21 protein-coding genes, 1 pseudogene and 1 riboswitch are annotated in these 22473 nt (G+C 35.7%); of the genes and pseudogenes, 14 read left to right on the top strand and 8 right to left on the bottom strand.

From position 1 onward, the window contains the following. Positions 1–4: 4 nt before the first annotated feature. Positions 5–1060: a phosphotransferase gene (locus tag BR72_RS05695; RefSeq protein ID WP_035430798.1), complete on the top strand. Its 1056-nt coding sequence runs from the start codon at positions 5–7 to the stop codon at positions 1058–1060. Positions 1061–1099: 39 nt separating this feature from the next. Beyond that, on the top strand, positions 1100–2428 hold the full coding sequence (locus tag BR72_RS05690) for a glycosyltransferase family 4 protein (RefSeq protein ID WP_035430796.1): 1329 nt from the start codon (positions 1100–1102) through the stop codon (positions 2426–2428). 357 nt (positions 2429–2785) lie between these two features. Here the strand turns inward: BR72_RS05690 and BR72_RS05685 are convergent, their stop codons facing one another. Then, complete coding sequence (locus tag BR72_RS05685; protein ID WP_035430794.1) at positions 2786–3184, bottom strand: hypothetical protein; 399 nt, start codon at positions 3182–3184, stop codon at positions 2786–2788. 431 nt (positions 3185–3615) lie between these two features. Further along, positions 3616–4695, bottom strand: coding sequence for a DUF3900 domain-containing protein (locus BR72_RS05680; protein ID WP_035430793.1), 1080 nt, complete (start codon positions 4693–4695; stop codon positions 3616–3618). Between the two features lie 429 nt (positions 4696–5124). On the opposite strand from BR72_RS05680, the gene BR72_RS05670 reads away from it, so the two are divergent. Continuing rightward, the gene (locus BR72_RS05670; RefSeq protein WP_035430789.1) at positions 5125–6030 is read left to right on the top strand and encodes a VanW family protein; all 906 of its coding nucleotides are present in this window, start codon (positions 5125–5127) and stop codon (positions 6028–6030) included. Between the two features lie 184 nt (positions 6031–6214). Here the strand turns inward: BR72_RS05670 and BR72_RS05665 are convergent, their stop codons facing one another. Together BR72_RS05665 and BR72_RS05660 are read right to left on the bottom strand one after the other, a co-directional pair. Further along, the gene (locus tag BR72_RS05665) at positions 6215–6658 is read right to left on the bottom strand and encodes a DinB family protein (RefSeq protein WP_035430787.1); all 444 of its coding nucleotides are present in this window, start codon (positions 6656–6658) and stop codon (positions 6215–6217) included. Between the two features lie 54 nt (positions 6659–6712). Next, positions 6713–7231 (bottom strand): GNAT family N-acetyltransferase, encoded by a 519-nt coding sequence (locus tag BR72_RS05660; RefSeq protein WP_035430786.1) that lies wholly within the window; start codon positions 7229–7231, stop codon positions 6713–6715. A 315-nt stretch (positions 7232–7546) separates the two neighbouring features. Between BR72_RS05660 and BR72_RS05655 the strand changes: the two genes are divergently transcribed. The 4 genes from BR72_RS05655 (at position 7547) to BR72_RS05640 (ending at position 12796) form a co-directional block, all read left to right on the top strand. Continuing rightward, positions 7547–8998: a M36 family metallopeptidase gene (locus BR72_RS05655; protein WP_051957237.1), complete on the top strand. Its 1452-nt coding sequence runs from the start codon at positions 7547–7549 to the stop codon at positions 8996–8998. Positions 8999–9594: 596 nt separating this feature from the next. Beyond that, the gene (locus tag BR72_RS05650; protein ID WP_051957236.1) at positions 9595–10791 is read left to right on the top strand and encodes a multidrug effflux MFS transporter; all 1197 of its coding nucleotides are present in this window, start codon (positions 9595–9597) and stop codon (positions 10789–10791) included. A gap of 236 nt (positions 10792–11027) precedes the next feature. Continuing rightward, positions 11028–11093, top strand: a riboswitch (M-box (ykoK) riboswitch). Positions 11094–11294: 201 nt separating this feature from the next. After that, a complete protein-coding gene (ilvA, locus tag BR72_RS05645) occupies positions 11295–12554 on the top strand; it encodes a threonine ammonia-lyase IlvA (protein WP_035430784.1) in 1260 nt (419 codons plus the stop codon). Between the two features lie 14 nt (positions 12555–12568). Next, the gene (locus BR72_RS05640) at positions 12569–12796 is read left to right on the top strand and encodes a hypothetical protein (RefSeq protein ID WP_035430783.1); all 228 of its coding nucleotides are present in this window, start codon (positions 12569–12571) and stop codon (positions 12794–12796) included. A gap of 35 nt (positions 12797–12831) precedes the next feature. On the opposite strand, the gene BR72_RS05635 is transcribed toward BR72_RS05640, so the two are convergent. Beyond that, on the bottom strand, positions 12832–14157 hold the full coding sequence (locus BR72_RS05635) for an ArsB/NhaD family transporter (protein ID WP_035430782.1): 1326 nt from the start codon (positions 14155–14157) through the stop codon (positions 12832–12834). Between the two features lie 269 nt (positions 14158–14426). On the opposite strand from BR72_RS05635, the gene BR72_RS05630 reads away from it, so the two are divergent. The 4 genes from BR72_RS05630 to BR72_RS05615 all read left to right on the top strand — a co-directional run bounded on the left by BR72_RS05630 (position 14427) and on the right by BR72_RS05615 (position 17209). Beyond that, entirely contained in the window at positions 14427–14777 is a 351-nt protein-coding gene (locus BR72_RS05630; RefSeq protein WP_035430780.1) for a YojF family protein, read from the top strand. A 12-nt stretch (positions 14778–14789) separates the two neighbouring features. Further along, positions 14790–15455 carry a bacillithiol biosynthesis deacetylase BshB2 gene (gene bshB2, locus BR72_RS05625; RefSeq protein ID WP_035430778.1) on the top strand — a complete coding sequence of 222 codons (666 nt, stop codon included), beginning with the start codon at positions 14790–14792 and terminating at the stop codon, positions 15453–15455. A gap of 140 nt (positions 15456–15595) precedes the next feature. Further along, positions 15596–15856 (top strand): YuzF family protein, encoded by a 261-nt coding sequence (locus tag BR72_RS05620; RefSeq protein WP_051957226.1) that lies wholly within the window; start codon positions 15596–15598, stop codon positions 15854–15856. A gap of 342 nt (positions 15857–16198) precedes the next feature. Next, a complete protein-coding gene (locus BR72_RS05615; protein ID WP_035430776.1) occupies positions 16199–17209 on the top strand; it encodes a ketoacyl-ACP synthase III in 1011 nt (336 codons plus the stop codon). Here BR72_RS05615 and BR72_RS27580 read toward each other — a convergent pair. Beyond that, positions 17196–17417, bottom strand: coding sequence for a GNAT family N-acetyltransferase (locus BR72_RS27580; RefSeq protein WP_081904791.1), 222 nt, complete (start codon positions 17415–17417; stop codon positions 17196–17198). The genes BR72_RS05615 and BR72_RS27580 overlap by 14 nt on opposite strands. A gap of 198 nt (positions 17418–17615) precedes the next feature. Between BR72_RS27580 and BR72_RS05610 the strand changes: the two genes are divergently transcribed. Together BR72_RS05610 and BR72_RS25325 are read left to right on the top strand one after the other, a co-directional pair. Then, complete coding sequence (locus BR72_RS05610) at positions 17616–18041, top strand: NUDIX hydrolase (protein ID WP_331280386.1); 426 nt, start codon at positions 17616–17618, stop codon at positions 18039–18041. 41 nt (positions 18042–18082) lie between these two features. Further along, positions 18083–18528, top strand: a pseudogene (locus BR72_RS25325) (IS66 family transposase); the annotation flags it as partial. A gap of 243 nt (positions 18529–18771) precedes the next feature. Here the strand turns inward: BR72_RS25325 and BR72_RS05600 are convergent. Then, a complete protein-coding gene (locus BR72_RS05600; RefSeq protein ID WP_035430772.1) occupies positions 18772–18972 on the bottom strand; it encodes a DUF1657 domain-containing protein in 201 nt (66 codons plus the stop codon). 337 nt (positions 18973–19309) lie between these two features. Here BR72_RS05600 and BR72_RS05595 point away from each other — a divergent pair, with 337 nt between their 5' ends. Continuing rightward, entirely contained in the window at positions 19310–20536 is a 1227-nt protein-coding gene (locus BR72_RS05595; protein WP_035430770.1) for a phospholipase D-like domain-containing protein, read from the top strand. Positions 20537–20744: 208 nt separating this feature from the next. Here the strand turns inward: BR72_RS05595 and BR72_RS05590 are convergent, their stop codons facing one another. Next, positions 20745–22406 carry a M4 family metallopeptidase gene (locus BR72_RS05590; RefSeq protein WP_035431028.1) on the bottom strand — a complete coding sequence of 554 codons (1662 nt, stop codon included), beginning with the start codon at positions 22404–22406 and terminating at the stop codon, positions 20745–20747. Positions 22407–22473: the final 67 nt, after the last annotated feature.

Here is a 22473-nt window from a genome sequence, read left to right as displayed (position 1 = left end):
CACATTGTACGAAGTAAAAACATTATCCCGTTTAATTGAAAAGTTAAGAATTACAGAAAAACTCTCTTATTCAATGAATAAGAGAGTTGCAATTGATTACGGTAAAATAGAATGTTTAAAATCTACAAGAAGAAGTAGCATTTACAAATTATTTATTACATCAGGAGCTAATAATGTTCCGATTGTTTTAAAAGTATATAATTCAACAGATTACAAAAATGAAGTAGAAATTAATATATACGATACAGCTTATCCTGTATTGAAAGAATTTCTTCCTGAAATATATCATATTGAAAAAAATGGAGACGAGACCTGGATATTTATGGAGTTTGTACGCCAAATACGCGGTCAGATAACTTTTCTCCCTAAACATTTTGACTATATTATTCCCGCTGTTGCTAAACTTCATGCGCGTACATTTGAAGACAATAGTAAAAAACATAAAGATGTTTGGAAATCTTGGTTACCTATTTATGAATCGAGCCGCATGAGAAATGATCGGACGAAACAAATTGAAAAGACGATTGATTTTCTCAATGACGGAATGAAAGACGATCGGATAAGCGGGATTATTAAGCCTTATTATAAATCACTTATAAAACTATGTAATAAGGGACCGGATTTTTTTCCGGAATTATTTCAAAATGGTTCATCGATCACGCATGGAGATCTTCATTTGCAAAACATTTGCAGTAATAATGTGACACTACATGCACCGTGGAATATCCAGTTTATCGATTGGGAGTCAACTAAATATGCACCTGTCTGGTTTGATATGGTTGTTCTAGTTGAAATCTTAATGGGATTTAGGAAAGATTGGCAGAACAGAGCCGAAGAAATTCGTACACATTGTGTGGAAGTCTATGCAAAAGAAATGCAGAAGAATGGCATAAACTTTAAAACAAAGCCAATTGACCTTTATAAGATGGCGTATTTGCAGAGAACATTAGAAAAAGGGTTGCATACTCAGCTGCGAAGAATATTTGATAACCGTGGCGGTGAATTATTGCCATATCACCTTGAAAAAATTTCTACCTGGGGAAGTGAACTAGGTTTATAGTATATATGCTATTTTTATCATTAGCTGAGTTAGGAGGAGATGCTTCTGAATACAGCAAAGGAGAGACGAAGTGAATGTAATTATCCTTTCCATACGAGCCTACTAAAAATCATGGATGAATACTACCAAATAGAAAATCAAAAGGATCATATAATCGAACCGTTTCAAACGTTTGGAATCAAAAATGATAGCACGTTAAGTAAAACAAAAAAATTAAAAATTCTTTATGTAACATTTTTGAAATACCCTAATACAGGGGGATTATCAAACTATATTACTTCGTTAAAAACAGGCTTTGAAAAGTATGGTCATGATGTAGATGTCATCTCTCCTACTCAAATGACCGCAGTTCATATAGAGCAAGAAGTTCCGAAGGCTGCGAAATACACAAGAGATTTTATGTTACAACGTTATGGTATAGTAAATGAAAAAATTATTAAAAACACGAGTTTTTTGAATGTTTTTAAGTCTTATTTAAGAGAAAAAAGCCTAGAGCAATATGATATCTTTCATGCACAAGATTTATTCGCTGCTTTTTTATTAGGACAACTAAACCTAGAATATAAGAAACCACTTTTTTTTACACCACATGGGCATTTTACAAAAAGTCGATTGAAATTTGATAAAATAAAAAAAGGATCGATTGAAGAAGCGTATTTTAGTGAAATTGAAAAACAGGGAATAAGAGCGGCTGATCAAATCATAACAATCAGCAATTCCTTTCATACTCCTTTAAAAGAATATGGGGCAAAGACAGAACAATTGATTACTGTTCATACAGGTATACACTTTCAGCAAGATTTTATACCTAAACAGGATTGTAATAATAATCTAGTAATTTCCTGCATTTCCCGCCTTTCTCCTAGAAAAGGTCATGACATTTTTTTAAAAGCACTTTCACAAATTCAACAAGATTTATCAAATGTAGAGGTATGGATTGTTGGAGATGGTGTTATGAGAGAAAGGCTTGAAAATCAAGTGATACAGCTTGGTCTTGACAGGATTAAATTTTGGGGAAGAAGAACAGATATACCAAAAATTCTTTCTTCTTCCTCAATCTATGTTTTACCTACCATTAACGATAACTTTCCAATTTCCATTATTGAAGCTATGCTTTCTAGTCAAGCTATTATTACAACAAATTGCGGTGGAATACCAGAAATGATTCAAAACGGAAAAACAGGGATCATTTGTGAACCGGGCAACGTTCAACAACTTTCTGAGGCTATTAAATTGCTGTTAACGAATAAGAGTCTTCGTGAGCAATTGGGAAAAGAGGCACAGAATTATTCACAGCAACATTTAACTCAGGATGTAATGGTTTCAAAGATTGAAAGAGTATATTACTCTTTTATGAATAATATGTAGAACCTATATAGAATGCTTTTATAATTTAAAAATCAAAAAATGACAGAAAATCTGCTTTTTTTAGTAGGACAAGAGCATCTATCCGCGTATAGAACCAGAAGTTGATTTGGAACTAGAAACATTATGAGGAAAGAGTGCGTGTATTTATGACATGCACTCATTTTTTATTAACAGGGGAATCCTGTTACAAGATAAAGAACTTATTTTGGCCACTAGGGGAAGGTTAGATTTTGTTTACTTATTTTGCTCTAAAGTCCCCTAGTTTGCTTCACGGAAAAGGGGGTCTATAGATGATGCCGGACGATTTTTCGTTACTTTGCTACTGTTGTGGCTCAGCCCAGCTTGGAACTTTGTAAGTTAATCAAAAAACACGATGGAATGAATCGCAGTTAAAGTTTCTTTCAGCGTTATATTTGCTTGATTAGAAGTAGGACAAGAGCACATTACCACTTCCCAATATTGCGCTCCTGTTCTTTGAAGATGGGTAATTGATACTCTACATCCACCTTTGTTTCCTGCAACTTCTGATCTCGTAAGCACTACACCGGAGAAACCTTTTTGCCTCAATTTGTCCACTATAGCTCTTTTATGGTCTGCAAGGGTGTGTTGACCCATATCCCTGATCCTAGTGTCAAACGTAAGTGCACAACCTTGACGACTATCCATAGGAAAAGGTTGTTTATCTAACATATACGGGTAATTATATTGATGATGATAAGGATTATATTGGTATTGTCCATTTGATTGCCAATACAAAATAAATCACCTCTTTGTTAACTTGATTCCCTTTAGGTTATGTAAGTGTTTGTTTGAAAGTTCTGATTAAAAATTTTACGATTAGATTTAGTATTGTTATATGAAATGGATCTAATTTAGTTAAGTTCTTTTATGGTCTGCAAGGGTGTCCGTATGACAAACAAGAAGTTTACATAGAAGAAAGTAGAGGGGATTTTGACCGGTCAGCGATGTAAGTGTCGAAAAATAAGGCGATTTGGTATCTGTATATTCCCTACCAAGAAATCCTTAAATAAAAGGAGCGCTCACTAAAAGCGCTCATAATAACTAAGAGGAACCGTTTGTTAATTGATTAGTTGTTGACTTTTATACAATATCGTAAATGTGAATTATATAATAAGACGGTACTAAATTTGTCACTTTAATTATAAGTCACTTTTATCCAGGATATGCTAGTCCTGATAAGGGCTTGAACCCTTTTTCATAATCTTATCAACTACTTCATGTAAATCGTCTGGTTTTAGGAATTCTATCGGTGAAAAACCTTGTTCGAAAGTTAAGGTATCGGCTTCTATCATTAAAATGTAACGACCATTAACTTTAGCGATGTGTACCGATTCACCGAAGTCAGATAATAAACTCTTGATTCCAATATGGTCTGCCTTTAACTTTAACTCTATCTCAGGGGTATGCTCCACAATTTGCGCTGTAGCTTCCATAACCTCTTCCGTTGTGAAATGTTCCATAATTTCACGCTTTGGACTCGCAGCCCATACTTCCATCGCTTGGTCAAATTGTTCTCGTTCTTCTGTACCTTCTTCAAAGACGTCTTCGATTTGGTCGTATACCATATCCATAACTTGTGTTTTCATAATTTCTGGCATGGAACGCTCGTATTCTACGAATTTTAAGAAGTCTTCGAAGTAGCGGGCATGTGATGCTTGGTGGATTTTTAGTTCGCCAACTTCCACGATGCCTTCTTCTGGCATATAGGGGTATTGAATCGACTTCATATTTTTCGTTGTGATGGCCATTTCAACATTTCGAATTAGCGTTGCCTCATCAGAAATAGAAGCAACCTTTGGCTCGAAGTCACATTTCATTACAAAGACGAACGGATCGTCGAAGTATTTACGAAGTTTTGCTTGGACAACGAGAAATACACCGCCGCGTACAGCGCTTGTATCAATATAGGTATAGACGAGTGGTTCATTTGTATCTTTAAATGTTTCTTTCGTTTCTGCAAAACGAATACGATTAAAAAGGTTGTAGTTCGGGTTTGAATCAAATTCGTGCCCAACTTCAACAATGAATCGGCCAATTTTTGTCGGGACTTGTTCACTTTTTGGGTGACGGTCTACTTTTCGTTTCGAAATTTTTAATAATTCACCGTCTAGAAAGTCTTTTAATGGACTATCTTCGTATTCTTCAGTATCTAATGTTTGAAAATGTTTATAACGCTTGTCTGCTTGTTCACCTTGGCCGTCTACTTGTACGACGTAAAAGGAAAGAAAATTTATTTCAAAATCCATGATTATCACCTTGTTTCATTTCGTTAACTCTTTTCAGTATAGAGATGGAGAAAACATTCGTCAATTTACTAACAGTGGTGTTTTCATTCGTGTGGGTGATGGGCATTTTTGGATAATACATTTTATTTTTTTTTTAGAGTCAATTTTTATTACATTTTTAAGCAATATTGGTATAATAAAATATCGAATGTATAAAAATTGTCACTATGTATTTTTTGGTATATACTGGGTGATGAAGGGGATTGGATTTTTAAAGCGATTAAGAATGTTTAAGGAAATATATGTAGACTTTTAGGGAAGAAAAGAGTAACTTAGGATATGGTGTAAATATGCTAGTAATACATAAAAGTTATGTTGAAAGGTAATGTTATTATACATACATAGAATTGTTTGAAATGGAAAAAGATTGAGAATAAAGGAGAGAGTAATTTGTTGCGTAAGGTTCGAATTTTAGTCGTAGGAGCACTCTGCTTAGGTGTAGTCAGTGGTTGCGGTACGAAAGCTAGTGAAGTTGCATTAGTGAGTGGTGTGGGTGAAAAAGCTGTAGAAGCAAAAGCTGAGGTAAATAAAAGTATTAGTTTAGTAGATGGTAGAAATGGAAAAGAAGTAAAAAAGATCGATTTAGCGAGTTTAGGTTATTTTGAAGATGAAAAAACATTTAAAAAGGAAGTCTCTAAGGTAGTTAGCGAGATTGCAAAGAGTGTAGATACAAAGATGGTTCCTTCTCGTATGAAGGATGGTACATGGGTAGAAGGCAAACCTGCTTACGAATTAATGGAAAAAGAGTTAGTAGATAAGTTGACGAATGTTGGGATGTGGGATTCTACTTATCAGTTGCCAATTGTAGAGAAAAAGCCTGTTGCTACAGCAGAAGCTGGAAATGGTAATGGACCAGTAATAGGGAGATATGAAACGAATCTAGGTGGTTCTACTGGTGGTAGAATAGAAAATATTCGTTTGTCTGCAAGCACTGTCAATGGAGTTGTATTAGGTAAAGGAGATCGATTTTCCTTTAACGCTTTAATAGGAGATACAACTCCTGACAAGGGCTATCAATTAGGGAAAGAGATTGTAGATGGTAAATTAGTAGATGGATATGGCGGAGGAGTATGTCAAACTTCTTCCACATTGTTTAATGCTGCAGATCAAGCTGGATTAAAAATGGTAGAGAGATCAACACATTCTAAAGAAGTAGGTTATGTACCTAAAGGCAGAGATGCGACGATTGCATATCCATATTTAGATTTAGTATTTGAGAATGCAAGTGAGAACCCAGTAAAGCTTGTCATGTACTTAGATGGTCAGAAATTAGTGGCAGAGGTACGTGGTGTATAGGCGTAGGCATTGCATTTTTTTAGGGAACTTCTAAATAGATAAATAATGATAAATGTAAAAAGGTGCTTCTTATGAAAGCACCTTTTTGTATTAACAGTCTACTTTATTTAAGTTTTGTGTAGTTCAAATCCAAAATGACGCCGAGGCAATCTTTTTCCTGTTCATACATATTATTTTACACCGTTTATTCGCCGAATATTTGTTTGAAATGATGGTTCATATGGTCAATATAATCAGTAAATAGCCACTCCAATGTTACAATGTCTTGATCCTCCGTTTTACATGGGAGCAGCCACTGTTTTTCTGTAACATTAGATAAAAGGTTTACGATTCGTTTGTTTAGTGAAATCCATAAATGTAGTATTTCTTCAGTTGAAAATGTATGTTGATAATTATGGACTTCTACCCATAAATCTTGGTTATAGCTATGTATTGTTATGGGTTGATTTGAAATGAGAATATCAACAAAACGCTTATGATTTACACTTCCAGAATCACATAGATGACCCAATATTTCTTTTTTTGACCATTTAGATGGATGAGATTTATGCTCTATATCTGAAAGAGCGCTAAATTGTTTTGGGATATTAGAAATTATATTTTCTAGTTGAGATACTAATGTAGACAAATGAATTCCTCCTTAATTAAAGAATTTTGTATAGATGTATCGTTACATCATGCGTTATAGTTCAATCAAATATCTTTTTACGACATTTCCATCTTCTTCAATGTAATTTGAATCATGTATACCGCCATTTTTAATAATCGTTTTTTCAGAACCGATATTACTCTCGTCACAGACCACAAGTGCTTTTTGAATGCCTAGTTCTTTCGCTTTTTCTAATGCTAATTTTAAAAGAATAGTAGCATATCCTTTCTGTCTTTCAGAAGGGCGAATGCCATAACCGATATGCCCGCCGCAATGTAATAATTTTTCTGTTAATTGATGGCGTATATTTACAGCACCAACCACTATTTTCTGTTCGGTAATTAACCAATAAGTAGAATCAGGTACCCAACCTTTAGGGAGATTTACACCTTTCTCTGAGTCTATTAGAAACTGCACCATTTTATGAAAATCTGAAGGATCTTTACTAATGACCCATGGTACCATATTTTCACAGCTATCTTTCCATTCTTGATAGAAGCTTATGTATTCGTTTTGTAGTTCAAGTGTAGGTTTTACTAATGAAACATTCATGTTCATGCTCCTTTTAATTTGAATATTTATAATAATAATACAATTCAACTGTTATATAGTGTGAATTTTAAATGATATTATCCTTTTTTGAAGCGAAAGTGTATAGTTATGTGAATAATAAATTTAAAAATATTCTCTTTTTCTAAGAAATTATTGAGAAAATCTTTCCTTTGTTAGGTTTATATAAAATAGAAAGGTAAAATATTCCCTCCTCTAGAATTACTTGTACATTCGAAATAATTCTAAAATAGGAGAGTGATAGTTTTGTTGAAAAAAGTTGTCACAGTTGCTACCGTAATTCCATTAATTTTTGGTATGATGCATACTGTTTCAGCAGTAGAAGAGACACAAAGAATGGTCCAAAATGTTTCACTACAAGACAAGGCAACCGAATATTTAAAAGCGAATGCGGCGCAGTACTCTTTGAAATCGGATATATCAAATTTACAATATATTTCTACGACAGATACAGAGGTGGCATCTTATGTTAGGTTTCAACAAACAGTGAATGGATTTCCTGTATTCTCCAGGCAATTAACCGTAACGCTCAATAAAGGAGGGCAAGGTGTACTAGCAGTATCAGATTACCTTCCCGTGCAGAGCGTCAAGGAAATGAAGCAAAAGCTAAGTGAAAAGGAAGCGGAAGATAAGTCTATCCAAAATCTTGAAGCTGATGATAAGACTTTATGGGCTCCGACTACGCGTGAGTTTGGATATATAATCGAAGAAGGTGTGGCAACTCCTGTGTATCGAGTTGTTATTCATTCTCAAAAGCCGTTTGGTGCTTGGGAAACATTTATTGATGCGGAAAACGGGAAATTGCTTAAGAAAAAAGACTTAAACCGAAAAGTAGAAGGGCAAGGGAAAGTGTTCCTGCCAAATCCTGTAGTAACGAGTGGAAGCTTGGCTGGATTGGTTGACAAAAATGACGCAGATTCTACTGCATTGAATAACCAATTGAAAACGGTCACTTTAAAAGGTCTCAATGGGTCAGGGTATTTGGCTGGTGATTATGTGACGATTGCGTCGAAAGTAAAAACGTATTCTGCCTCTTTTCAATATAATTACACACGTTCAAATGATAGGTTTGAAGATGTTATGGTGTATTATCACATTGATACTTTGCAACGATATATACAACAGCTCGGCTTCAAAAATATTAATAATCGCTCTATTAAAGCGAATGTAAATACATCTACAGCTGATAATTCTTTTTATTCTCCTTCAACTAAGGCGCTGACATTTGGTTCCGGCGGAGTTGATGATGCGGAAGATGCAGGGGTGATCGCTCATGAATATGGTCATTCTATTCAAGATAATCAAGTTTCTGGATTTGGGAACTCACAAGAAGGCGGAGCTATGGGAGAAGGGTTTGGAGATTTCTTAGGAGCTACTTATGAAGATGCTGTATCAGATACAGGTTATGGAAAAGCATGTATTGGAGAATGGGATTCGACTTCTTATTCCAGTACGAATCCAACTTGTCTTCGTAGATTAGATAATAATAAAGTGTACCCAAAAGATATAGTAAATGAAGTTCATGACGATGGTGAAATTTGGTCGCAAGGTGAGTACGACATGGCGCAAACTTTTGGCCGAGATATTGCGACAAAAATTATTTTACAATCGCATTGGTCGCTTACTCCTAACGCTACATTCCGTGACGGAGCTAGAGCGATTAAGCAAGCAGATGCCCTTCTTTATGGAGGACAGCACGGTGCAGAAATTGATCGTATTTGGACAGCACGGGGGATCAGTACAAATTAGAAAATAAATCGTTGTAAAATAGTGAATTTAAAGGGAATAGATTTAGAAATATAGAAGGTAAGAGGATATTGACATTTGTTGATATCCTCTTATATATGTTTGGATTGGAAAAATATCGGGTAATTTTATTGACAATAAATATTATTGTAACTAGAATGATTACATCTTGTTTTTATGCCGCTATTCGTGGGCAGTAATACTCCCACCTCAAAATTCGGCGAAAGCATAGTCCAGCTCTAGCGGCTAGAATCTCCGGTCGTTTCGCCCCCTCGGACGAGGCCAAAAGCGCCTCTTTGTCGGGGGCTCCAACGTCCTACGATTCTGAACGAGCCGCTTCCGCTTTTCTTAAGAAGTTAGGTGGGAGATAAACTGCCCGTAAAAGCCCGATTGGTGAGGGCTGATAATCAGTGGGGGATGAAGAAAACCCCTACTGATTAAAGTTTCACTTTATTCTAAATTCTTGTCAAGTGATGCAGGTGAAAGGGATATATGTAATTTGAAGTATAAAACGAAGCTTCTAGAAAAGGGAGTTCGCTTCATTCTGCACGCTAATAAGGGAGAAAAAGGGGGTTATATAATTGCAAACAGAATTACAAATGAAAATACAAGTCGCAAAAGATAAACGAATCATTTTAGCAATTATTCTCGGAAGTTTATCTGCGATTGGACCGCTTTCTATTGATATGTACCTTCCTGCTTTTCCGGCTTTAACAGACGATTTGCATGCGACAAGTGCACTTACACAGTTAAGTTTAACTGCATGTTTGTTAGGGATTGCGTTAGGACAATTGTGGGTCGGCGCTTGGAGTGATCGTCAAGGAAGGAAAAAACCGCTTATAATTGGTCTTGTTATTTATGCAGTTACTTCATTCTTTTGTGCACTAACACCGTCTGTCTGGATACTTATTGTATTACGCTTTATTCAAGGGGCAGCTGGTTCAGCGGGGATTGTACTTTCACGTGCGATTGTGAGAGATTTATACACGGGTTCAGAGCTTACGAAATTCTTTGCTGCTTTAATGTTAGTGAACGGAGCTGCTCCAATCTTCGCACCTATTATTGGGGGACAAATTTTAAGCTTTGCTTCTTGGCACTGGGTATTCATTGTATTAAGTATAGTAAGTGGGCTTATGTTGTTAAGTGTTATTTTTATATTGCCAGAAACGTTGCATGAAGAAAAAAGAACCGCAGGTGGATGGGGAGAGAGTTTATCACATTATAAACGCTTACTACAAGATCGTATATTTATGGGCTATGCACTTTCGCAAGGATTTATTACAGCAGCGATGTTTGCTTATATTTCAGGTTCACCGTTTGTCATTCAAAATATTTTTGGTGCTTCGCCGCAATTATATAGTTTATTTTTTGCAATTAACGGTTTTGGGATAATCATGGCATCGCAAGTCACAGGGCGTTTAGCAGGAAAAATGAAAGAACGTACCTTATTAGTAACAGGACTTCTTTTGGCTTTATTCGGGGGTACAATGCTACTTCTGGTTATTTTGCTGGTCCCTTCTTTAATAGGAGTATTAATCTGCTTCTTTATGATTGTTTCTAGCGTAGGGATTGTTGGGACAACTGGATTTACGTTAGCGATGCAAAATCAGCAAAAAGCGGCGGGAAGCGCTGCAGCACTATTAGGACTGTTACCTTTTATCTCTGGCGCTGTAGTAGCACCTTTAGTTGGCATTCAAGGAGAGCAGACAGCTGTACCAATGGGAGTAACAATTGTTTGTTGTCATATTGGTGCGATGCTTAGCTTTATCATTTTAACGAAACGAACAAAAAATTAAAAAACTTAGTAACTACTCAGTCACTCTATGAAAAAAACGACAGAATAGCATTTTTTTAATGGCCTGGGAGGGACTGGCTATGGATAGGAGCGGTCAGAGTTTTTTCCTGCCACGCGCACAGTTTTAAAACAAAGAAAGGTAACAAGGTGTAGGTCCACCCTTACCCAGCTATTCGTGGGCAGTAAGACCCCTACCTTAGGATTGAGAGAGAAACGAAGAAGATAGGTGGGGGCAACTGCCCGGAAATGACGAAAGACGCCAATGGGTAGAATAGGTACTGTCGGATTAAGACTTTACTTAAGCTGGACTAAATAGATAAGGGAAATAATTTTTTACATTTCAAAGAGTAATATAATAAAAGTGGAAACGCCATCATGTGAGGATGAATCAACATAGTGAGTATGTTGATTTATTTTTATTTGAACAACGTTTTAAAAATTTAGATTATTCTGTATAATGTAAAGCAAAACTTTTTTAAATTATACAGTGAGGCGGTCAAAGATATGAAAAATGTGAAAGAAATGATCAAAATTGAAGATATTCTCGTAGCTTATAATACGCTAAAAGATGTGATTCGAAATACGTCTTTAGAACGTGATCCCATTTTATCTGAGAAATATCAATGTAACGTCTATTTAAAACGAGAGGACTTACAGGTTGTTCGTTCTTTTAAAATACGAGGTGCCTATAACTGTATTAGTAGTTTACCGATAGAAGATTTAAAAAAAGGGATTGTCTGCGCTAGCGCTGGTAATCATGCACAAGGCGTAGCTTATACATGTCATAAATTACAAATTCCAGCAAAGATTTTTATGCCAAATACAACACCAAGTCAAAAGGTATCACAAGTACGCTTTTTCGGTGGAGATTACGTAGAAGTAATATTGCAAGGAGATACATTTGACAGCTCATATAGGCAAGCTGTCAAATATTGTGAAGAGTTTGGATTAACATTTATTCATCCGTTTGATGATCCAAGGGTTATTGCAGGACAAGGAACGATTGGTGTAGAAATTTTACATGATACGGATTGTACGATTGATTATATGTTTATGGGAATTGGCGGAGGAGGCTTAGCAGCGGGAGTTGGAACATACATAAAAGGGATTAGTCCTTTAACGAAAATTGTTGGAGTGGAACCAGAAGGAGCGGCTTCGATGACAGAGGCATTTGCACAAGGAGAGGTTGTTACGCTTCCACACATTGATTCATTTGTGGACGGAACAGCGGTTAAACAAGTTGGTCATCTTACATATGAAATTTGTAAACGCATATTGGATGATATTGTTGCTGTACCGGAAGGGAAAGTATGTACAACATTACTTGAACTTTATAATAAAAATGCGATTGTAGCAGAACCATCTGGTGCATTGCCAATTGCGGCGCTTGATTTATACAGAGATGAAATTCGCGGAAAGACAGTTGTTTGTATCGTAAGTGGCGGCAATAATGATATTGATCGGATGCAAGAAACAAAGGAAAGATCTTTAATTTATGAGGGATTAAAGCATTATTTTATTATTAATTTCCCGCAGCGGCCCCGGGCGTTACGTGAGTTTCTAGATAACGTACTCGGACCACATGATGATATTACTCGTTTTGAATATACGAAGAAGAATAATAAAGATAATGGTCCGGCACTAGTTGGAATTGAGTTACAGCAGAAAGAAGATTATGAGCCTCTTATTAGAAGGATGGAAGAAAAGGGAATACATTATATGGAAATCAATCACAATCCGACATTATTTAATCTATTAATTTAAAAGGAGTCTTGAAAATGAATTTAGAAAAAAGGAAGTCAGCTGAAGAAGAAATTGTAGAACTAAAGGAGCTTGTGAAAGAGTTGCATGGTTCTATTCATCAACTCCAAGCAGAGGTGCAGCAACTGCGGCATGAAAGGCCAGTTGTGCAAATGAAAAAAGGAATCGAATGGACACCAAAAATGGTTGGAGAAGTTGGAGGCTTAATTTTAGGTGCTCTTGCAATTATCGGTATCTTTTGGTGAAAAAGAAAGGTTTGCAGCTTATGCCGCAAACCTTTTTACATTAAATAACGTAAATAAATATATGCATGTGATAAAAGTAGTGCAACAATTGTTAGTGGTAACCCAATTTTTAAGAAATCCATGTAAGAGAAACCGCATCCTTCACGTTTGGCAATTCCTGCTACAACGACGTTGGCAGAAGCACCAATTAGCGTACCGTTTCCTCCTAAGCAAGCTCCAAGTGATAACGCCCACCATAATACTTCGACTTGCGGAGAATCTGCCCCGAGTCCAAGCCCGCTTGCTAAGTTTTGAATAAGCGGAATCATTGTTGCGACAAATGGAATGTTATCAATTGTGGCAGAAGCGCCGCCGGATACCCATAAAATTAAGATAGATGCGTAGCCGATATCTCCATTTGTTACGTCCAATACTTTTTTGGCAAGTGAGGAAATAAGCCCGATATCAACAAGTGCACCGACAAGAACGAATAAACCTGCAAAGAAGAAAATCGTTACCCATTCAATATGCGCAAATACATTTTCTATTTCGTGCTCTTTTACACCGATTAGCATTAAAAGGACAGCGCCAAGTAGAGCGATAACGGCAGCATCAACATGAATAATAGAATGGAAAATAAATCCAAGTATTGTGAGTCCTAAAATGGATAAAGACTTAACGAGTAAAGTGCGATCGCGAATATATTCAGTTTCGTTTAAAGACATCAGTTTCTGAATTTGTTCGTCTGTTGTTTTTAATTTGTTACGATACATGAAATATAAAATAAGTAACGTAACGGCAGAAATAATAGCAACAATCGGTGCTAAATTCAGTAAAAATGCATTAAAATCAAGATGCTTATTTGCAGATCCAATCATAATGTTTGGAGGATCCCCAATAAGCGTTGCTGTTCCACCGAGATTAGAAAATATTATTTCTGAAATTAAAAACGGAACAGGAGGTACCTTTAACATACGTGTAATTGATAATGTAACAGGCACAACTAATAAAACCGTCGTTACATTGTCTAAAAATGCAGACCCAACTGCGGTTAAGAGGGATAGAAGTAGTAAAATTCGAATTGGCTTTCCGCCCGCAGCTTTAGCAGCTTTAATTGCTACATATTCAAAAACACCAGATTGACTTGTAATATGTACGAGAATCATCATTCCAATTAACAGTGTGATCGTTTCCCATTGAATATGTGTAGTAAAGGCAGTATGTAAGTCTACAATTCCCATAATTACCATAATGGCAGCGCCAAGTAAAGCAATGACAGCACGATTGATTTTTTCAGAGATAATAAAACCGTATGTAATTAAAAATACAGCAATGGCAAAATAGTATTGCCAGTTTGCTAATTCATGTGCTGAATGATCCAATGTGTTCACCTTCTTTTTAAGTATCCTATACATAGTTGTGTATAAAAATGTCGAAATGTATCCCTCTGCATAAATTTTATTGTAGCAAATTCGCATACAGAAAGAAATGAAAATGCTAAACACATAAAAAAAAGGTGGATAATTTCACATACTGTATTAAAAATAAAATAAAAAAGCAAAAAATTATGCAAAGTAAACATTGTCCACTATTATAAGAGATAGCAATTCATATTATTTTTTCGTAAACTGGTTAAAAGAGGTGAAATTCGATGGAAATAATTACAGATACTTCTGTCGTACAAAGTGAAATTGAACGTTTTCTAAATCAAGAGGTATACCTTCATTTAGAAACGACAAATGGTGCATATGCTTCGCATGTAAATGAAAAAACGATGACAGTTGGGGCGTTCATCCGTAATGCAGTGATTCGTTTTGAACGCGGTAAAATTACAGGAACGAATCCATATCGTATAGGTTTAAAAATGGAGCATGGCTGGGTGTATGCAGAAGGTGTGACACATTGGGAAAAAGATGAGAAAAATCGTCTTTTATTAGCAGGCCATGATGAAAAAGGGCGTCTTGCAGTTGCACTGCAATTAAGTTTAACGCCATTTGCATAAGGAGTGGAGATTATGGAAAGACACGTACTTGTAGTATTTCCGCATCCAGATGATGAATCATTTGCGGCGGGAGGAACAATTCGTCAATATCGAAATAATGGAGTCCCTGTTACGTATGCTTGTGGAACACTTGGTCAAATGGGACGGAACATGGGGAAAAATGTATTTGCCAATCGCGAAACGATTCCGTGCATTCGTAAGCGTGAATTAGAAGAAGCATGCGAAGCAATAGGAATTGAAGATTTACGTTTACTTGGCTTTCATGATAAAACGTTGGAATTTGAAGACGTTGATTATGTAGCAGATAAAATTGAAGAAGTAATTCGTGATGTAAATCCGTCTTTAATTATCACATTTTATCCTGAGCACGGTGTACATCCCGATCACAATGCATTTGGACGCGCAGCTGTTCGCGCAGTAGAACGTATGCAAAAAGAAGAGCGTCCAGTTATTCATGCGGTGGCTATCACGAAAAATCGTGAGGAAGTATTAGGAAAGCCAGATGTAGTCAACGATATAAGCGATGTATTACCGCAAAAATTCGCGGCGCTTCGTGCGCATCGTTCGCAAACAGAAGCGATGTTAGAAGAAATGGAAGCAAATCTGAAAAAGCAGGACCCAGCGACGACAAAACGGTTGCAAATTGAGCAATTTTGGACGTATAAATGGAAATTATAAACTAGAAGAGACAAACCTTCTAGCTTATGAAACATAACGAGATGCTGAAAATGATGGCATCTCGTTTCTTTTTTAGATAGGCACATCTAGCTAATTCCTTTCATACAATACAAACGAATTGTAGAAAGAGGGGGATCATAATGGATTATTCAAACGAAGATGTGTACGGAGATTTTCGAAATGGCTATAAGTTGAGCGGAGAAATGGTTTCTAGTGTTGATCCATATGTTGTGCAAACGTTACAAATGATTGTTGGGAAAAATGTTGTTGTCGACACAATGCGTGGCAGCTTGCAGGGGATGTTAAGGGCTGTTAAACCAGACCATATTGTAATTGAAGAGGAAGATACACCGTTCTTTATTCGGATGCAGCAAATTGTTTGGATCACGCCGGAAGAATAGTGTGGATGAAAGAATCTTTAACTTTTATACATTAGTAATGATGGTAATAACCAAGAATTCTGCTAAGTTGTAATGTAGGTTTATAAAAAAGTTTGATAAAAATCACCTCGTGAGATATTACTATCTTAAGAGGTGATTTTTTGTTTAATAGAAAAAGGGTAACGATGTGGAATAATTTCTTTAATTTGTTGAGTATTGAACATGAATCCCTCTCCCTTATACTTTCACAATTAATTATTTAATAACCATTATTTTCATTTTAAATGATTGACATAAATTGGTATGTGGTACTAATATTAGATTATAATATCAAGTGTGAAAATAGTAAAGGAGGACAAACAAATGAGGTCAAAAGCAAGAATTACAGCTATTGGTACCTATGTACCTGAAAAGAAATTAACAAATTTTGAACTTGAGCAAATGGTTGAAACAAATAATGAGTGGATTATTCAAAGAACAGGAATTCATGAACGCAGAATAACTCGTCCTGATGAATTTACTAGTGATTTATGTGTATCTGCCGTAAAAGATTTAATGTACAGATATAATAAAAAAGTCGAAGATGTAGATATGATTATTGTGGCTACTAGCACACCAGATTTTCCGTTCCCATCTGTCTCCAGTATAATACAGGACCAATTAAATATATCCCAAACTGGTGCCATAGATTTAAGTGCAGCGTGTGCAGGGTTTGTTTATGCATTGCATACAGCAAACAGTTTAATTTCTTCTGGGCTCCACAAAAAGGTGCTAGTTATTGGAGCAGACACAATCTCAAAAATTACGGATTATACAGATAGAAGTACATGTGTTTTATTTGGTGATGGTGCTGGCGCGGTATTAGTTGAAAGGGATGAACAATCAAAAAGCTTTATTGGATTCCACCTAGGAAGTGATGGGAGAGGAGCACAACATGTATATCGTCCTGGACTATCAAAAAAGGTCAATGGAATTGAATTAATCGATACTCAATATCTTGTACAAAATGGTAGAGAAGTTTTTCGATGGGTTGTAAGGAATGTTCCAGATAGTATAATACAAATTTTAGAAAAAACGCAAACGAGTTTAGATCAGGTTGATTGGTTTATACCTCATAGTGCTAACTTACGGATAATAGAACCGATTTGCGAAAAATTAGAATATCCATTGGAAAAAACCCTTTATAGCTTAGTTAACTTTGGAAATACCTCTGCTGCAACAATTCCTTTAGCTCTTGATCTTGGAATCCGTGAGGGAAAAGTCAAAAATGGAGATCGAGTTCTTATGTACGGTTTTGGATCCGGTTTAGTTCATGCTGGACAACTTTTAGAATTAAATTTTGATGAACAAATTAATACTCCTACACCGTTGTGATATATACCCGATAATCAGTTAGCAAAAGCCTTCCCATTCCTTTATTGCGATAGTTGGCGTCAACTATAAAGGCAATTCCAGCAGCATAAATTTCGTTTTGTGTATAAAGAAAATCAGTATGAAATCCAATCATTCCGATAATCTTTTTGGTATAACTAGGAGTATAGAGACTAGGAATAGCTTGAATACTGTTCAATCTAACTTGCATTTGTTCGATAGAAGTTAGATAACCGAGTTACTTCATTAAGTTTGCTAATTTAGGTATATCACTTGAAATAACTTGTCTAACTATCATTTGAGCCTCCTCTGAATAAATAATTTATTTATTCTTAATTTTGCTTCTAGTATAATCGATTTAGTTGTTATTATGAAATAAAATTCAGAGGAGGGGTTGTTTTTGAAAAGAGTGAATGTAGTTTCAGCTTTCATTTATGATAATAATGAAAATATATTAATCGTTAAAAACATAAAGGGGGATTCTTTTTATTGGGGTCTTCCAGGCGGAGCGGTTGAAGGAGAAGAGACTTTAGAACAGGCTGTAATTCGCGAAGTAAAAGAGGAAACAGGATATAATATTGCTGTGGATAGATTACATTCTGTTAGGGAAATGCTCTTTGAAGAGAGAGGCCATCATGCTTTAATCATTACTTTTTATGCAAAGATTATTGATGGTGAAATAAACATTAATGATCCAGATCATGATATTGTTGAAGTTAGATGGGCAAATGGTGAAACCGTAAAGGAATTGATGCCGTCTTTATTTGAGATGTTAAAAATGAATTGTGATAAGGATAACATACAGGCTTTTTATGCATTTGAAGGTATCCGATAAAATCAAGAAAAGGTTTTATTATTGATAACAGAGTAGAATACATAGTGAAAATTAGCATTTATGTATACGCTTGTCGTAAGTGTGAATGAGATATCCACGCCGATTGTAACAGCCAATATGCCAGCTCCTATCTTTCCTAAAAGTATCGCTTCTCCGTCGATTATGGCATATATTATGACACAAAAATATGTAGAAGGATTGCCTCTTTATCGTCAGGAAAAGCATTTTGAACGAATGGGGATCTTCTTATCACAGCAAACTGTGGTTATACCGTACAGGAGATATCCCTATCGTTCTCTATGACTATCAACCTACAAGAGCAGGGGAACATCCGAAACATTTTTTAACTGGTTTTCAAGGGTATTTACAGGTAGATGGATATAGTGGTTATCATCAAGTACTGGATGTCACCCTTGTGGGATGTTGGGCGCATGCCAGACGGAAGCTTGATGAAGCCTTAAAAGCTTTATCCGAATCACAGAAGGGGAAAAAAAGTGAAGTAAACAAAAATAACTCCAAAATCAACTTAAGAATTTTATAACGCACCCAAAACGAAAAAATGTACATCTCCAGATGAAAATGTACGTTTTTTTGTTTTGGGATACTTGCTTTTCTTATCTTGATAGTGATGTGGTGAGACCCTTTAATTGTAATCATCATTTTGATAATCGTTATCTAAGCTGAGCACTCTTCTATGTGGACGATATTCTATGTGAAAGGTATTATGTTATTACTTGTACTGAGGCTCTTCTTGTTCAATTTGCTTAAGACGAGGATTTAAAGATTCAATAATTTCTTGAGTTTGTTGTGCTGCACCTTTATATAATTGTTTTGCTTGCTGGTTATCAGTATCAAGAACAAATCCTTCTAGGCATGCTTGAGCACTCTTTAATCCAGCGATAGTTTGTTTAAGTTTAGTGCTTACTGTCATGTAGTATTTCCTCCTTGTAAATGTACTTCAAAATATAGAATGTCTATTTTGTTATCATAGTACGATTTCCAATTTTAGGGTTATGTGAATGAGAAATTTTACATTTAATTATTCGAAGGAGGATTTTTTTAGCTAATAGCTACATGGAATACCGTTAAGTGGTGTTATGTTAACCTAACGTGAATAGAATATTCATAAGAAAAATCTACCATGTAAGAACGTAATTTATTTATGTATTCTATGGTAAAGATTAGCTTCATGGATGGATATGGAATAGTTTTGTCCCGATAACAAAAACTAACAGAAAGAACACGATAATATATAAAGGAGATTAAATATGTTGAAAAAGATAGGGAAAACTTTCCGGGTACTCCTCTTTGTATTTATCGGCGTATGTTTTGTTTTGTTTGTTTGGGATGAAATTGACAGAACAGCAGCTGAAAAAATTGGGAGATTTGGCCGGCAGCCTAGCCAATACCCTATTCGTCAAAGTGATATTACTATGTATACAGACGGGAAACAGTTAAACAATCAATTATTCTCAGATATAAAGAAAGCAAAACATTACGTGCATATTAACTTTTTTTCTATTGCTGATGATAAAGTAAGTCATCAGTTTCTAGAGTTATTGAGGCAAAAAAGTCAGGAAGGTGTAGAAGTATACTATGCAGTGGACAGGCTAGGTGGAATTTTACTAAAGAAAAAGGAAAGAGAATTATTAGTTAAAAAAGGAGTACATTTTACGTATTACAATAAGCCTGCTTTCCCTTATCTTTCTGCTTCTTTGGATCATCGGAATCATCGTCGTATTTCAGTTATTGATGGAAAGATTGGGTACATTGGCGGATTTAACATTGGCAAGAAGTATTTAGGAGAAAAAGAAAAACTTGGCTACTGGAGAGATTATCACCTTCAAATACGAGGAGAAGGAGTCCAAGATCTAGAACACCAATTTGTGTTAGATTGGAAGAAAAACTCAGAGAAACCGATTCCGATACACAGTGCGATAAAGGAAAAGGGAGCAACCTCGCATCGATTTACTGCATATTATAGCGGAGAAAAACTTGGGCAAGATTATGCAATGCTGTTTCAACAAGCAAAAGAGTCCATCATTATATTAACACCTTATTTTATACCAAATGACAGAACGATTTGGAACGCATTAGTAGATGCAAGAAAGAGGGGAGTCCGTGTCAAAATTTTGTTCTCACCTCATTCGGATGCACTGTTAGTTAAAGAAGCAGCGTATCCATATATCCGAAAAGCATTAAAACAGGGAATAGAAGTATATGGTTATAAAAAGGGAGTGTTACACGGTAAAGTATTTTTGATTGATGAAAAAGTATTGATGGTTGGAACCGTGAATTTTGATTCGCGCTCGTTTCATTTAAATGAAGAAATGAACTGTTATATCCATGACCCTGTCTATATTTCGAAAATAAAGCCAGTCATTAATACAGACTTACAAAATTCAAAGCGAGTAACATCCTCTGACGTCAATAAATTATCTATAAAAGAAAAAATGAAAGAAAAGGTTGCAAAAATGTTTGAGTATTATTTGTAAAAACAAAGTATTTTTATATTAAGGAGTAGTAAACTGTATTTTATTAGAATAAATTAAATTACTGACACAAGCAAAGAGGTTTATCTTGTGGATTTTCGATTAAGTGAGAATCCTGGTATCATTAAATTTGTACCTAGAGATGAAAGAGGCTGATCCAAAAGTGAAACTTTTGGATCAGCCTCTTTCGCTATATAAAGGGGAGAGGAGCCTATTTCACACCAACTGCATCATATGACTGTTTTACCGCTGTTACTTCAGCTGAATTTGCGCCGTATAAATCGGCTGCTGCTTGTACTAAGGCAGCGCGCGCTTGACTAAAAGTTGTAGATTCAGTTAAGTATACTGAATTAGCACGATAGTAAATTGCGCCTACTTTATCTTTACCAATACCATTTACGGTTACGCCGTAATGTGTACCGCCATTTGCCAATAAGTACGCAGCTTTATTGATAATACCGCTATTTGTATGAACGCCGCCGTTGTCGCTCGTTCCTGTATAACGTTTAGAATAATGATCTGGATCACCATATTTTGTTGGATCACTCATCGAACGAAGTGCATCTCCAGCTGTACCAGGTGTATAAATATCTTCTCCAACTTCCCAATCTGGGTTACGGTTATCATAGTATTCTATTAATGTTCCAAAGATATCTGAAAATGCTTCGTTTAATGCACCAGACTCATTTTGATAAATAAGATTTGAACTATATTCTGTAACGGCATGCGTTAACTCATGTCCGATAACATCAATCCCTCCAGAAAATGGAATGAATGTATATCCATCACCATCACCATATACCATTTGTGATCCATTCCAGAAGGCATTGTTGTAATTTTTCCCATAATGAACAGTGGATTTTAACGGCGCACCAGCATCGTTATAAGAATTGCGGTTAAATGTTTTCTTATAGTAATCATATGTTGCACCTGCATAGTAATGTGCATCCACTGCTGCTCCATCACGAGTAGCATTAAAGATATTATCCGCATCTGTCCATAAAGTTCCAGGAAGGGTCGTACGATTTTTTGCATCATATGTGTAAATGGTTGCACCGCGTGTATTATCTTGTAAATAATAACTAGATTTAGATAATGTTGTATTAATAGATTTTGTATCGCCTAATACCCCTTTACCTGTCCCAACTTTATTTGTTCCAGTTACCGGTTTCGCCTGCGCATTATTTTCAGTATTAGCATTATGAATTGTATTGTATTTATTCAGTATTTTACCGTTATCAGCTTCAATGAAATAATAATAGTTTCCTGGCTCTGGATCTAAAAAGTTCAACTTTACAACATATGCGTACGTTGTGTCTGCACCATTTTGATATACAAATAAGTCCGCCGATGGCTCTACTTCATATTTTGGATTTAGTCCTAAATCTTTTTGTGCAGCTGCAATTGCTTCTTTTCCGTCAATTTTATTTTTATTTTTTAATTTCGCTTTCTTATCTAAATCAGCTGCAACTGTTCCAGATACAACCTTTAATACACCATCTTTCCCGACATGAGCAACTTGAGTAGATCCCCATACTGGCACACCTTCGTACATTTGTTGTAGGCGGACAACTGTTGCGTCTCCGATAGGATCTTTTACAACCTTTTGTACTTTAAAAGATTCTTCTGCATTTTTTTCGCTTAGTTTATAATCATTTTTTGCAGCGTTTAAATAATCAAATACAACAGATTCTGCTTTCTTTCCTGATTCGCTTGTTAGGTTTCCTGATACAAACTCTGGAGACTGAATAGTCTCATTGTATTTCTTTGTGGAAAGGACGTTTTTTGAATCTGCAAAGGCGGAGCTTGTCCCCCCAAGTGTTGTCACTGCCATTCCCAATGCGAACACAAACGCTAGATTCTTTTTTTTCATCATTCTTTTCCCCCTAACAAAAATTTTTAAAAGAGTAGATTTATAGTAACATTAAGTTTTCAATATT

It is taken from the genome of Bacillus sp. UNC322MFChir4.1, from assembly GCF_000746135.1.
Lineage (GTDB): Bacteria > Bacillota > Bacilli > Bacillales > Bacillaceae_G > Bacillus_A.
The sequence above is the reverse complement of the archived record's forward strand: the minus strand, read 5'-3'. Positions and strand labels throughout refer to the sequence as shown.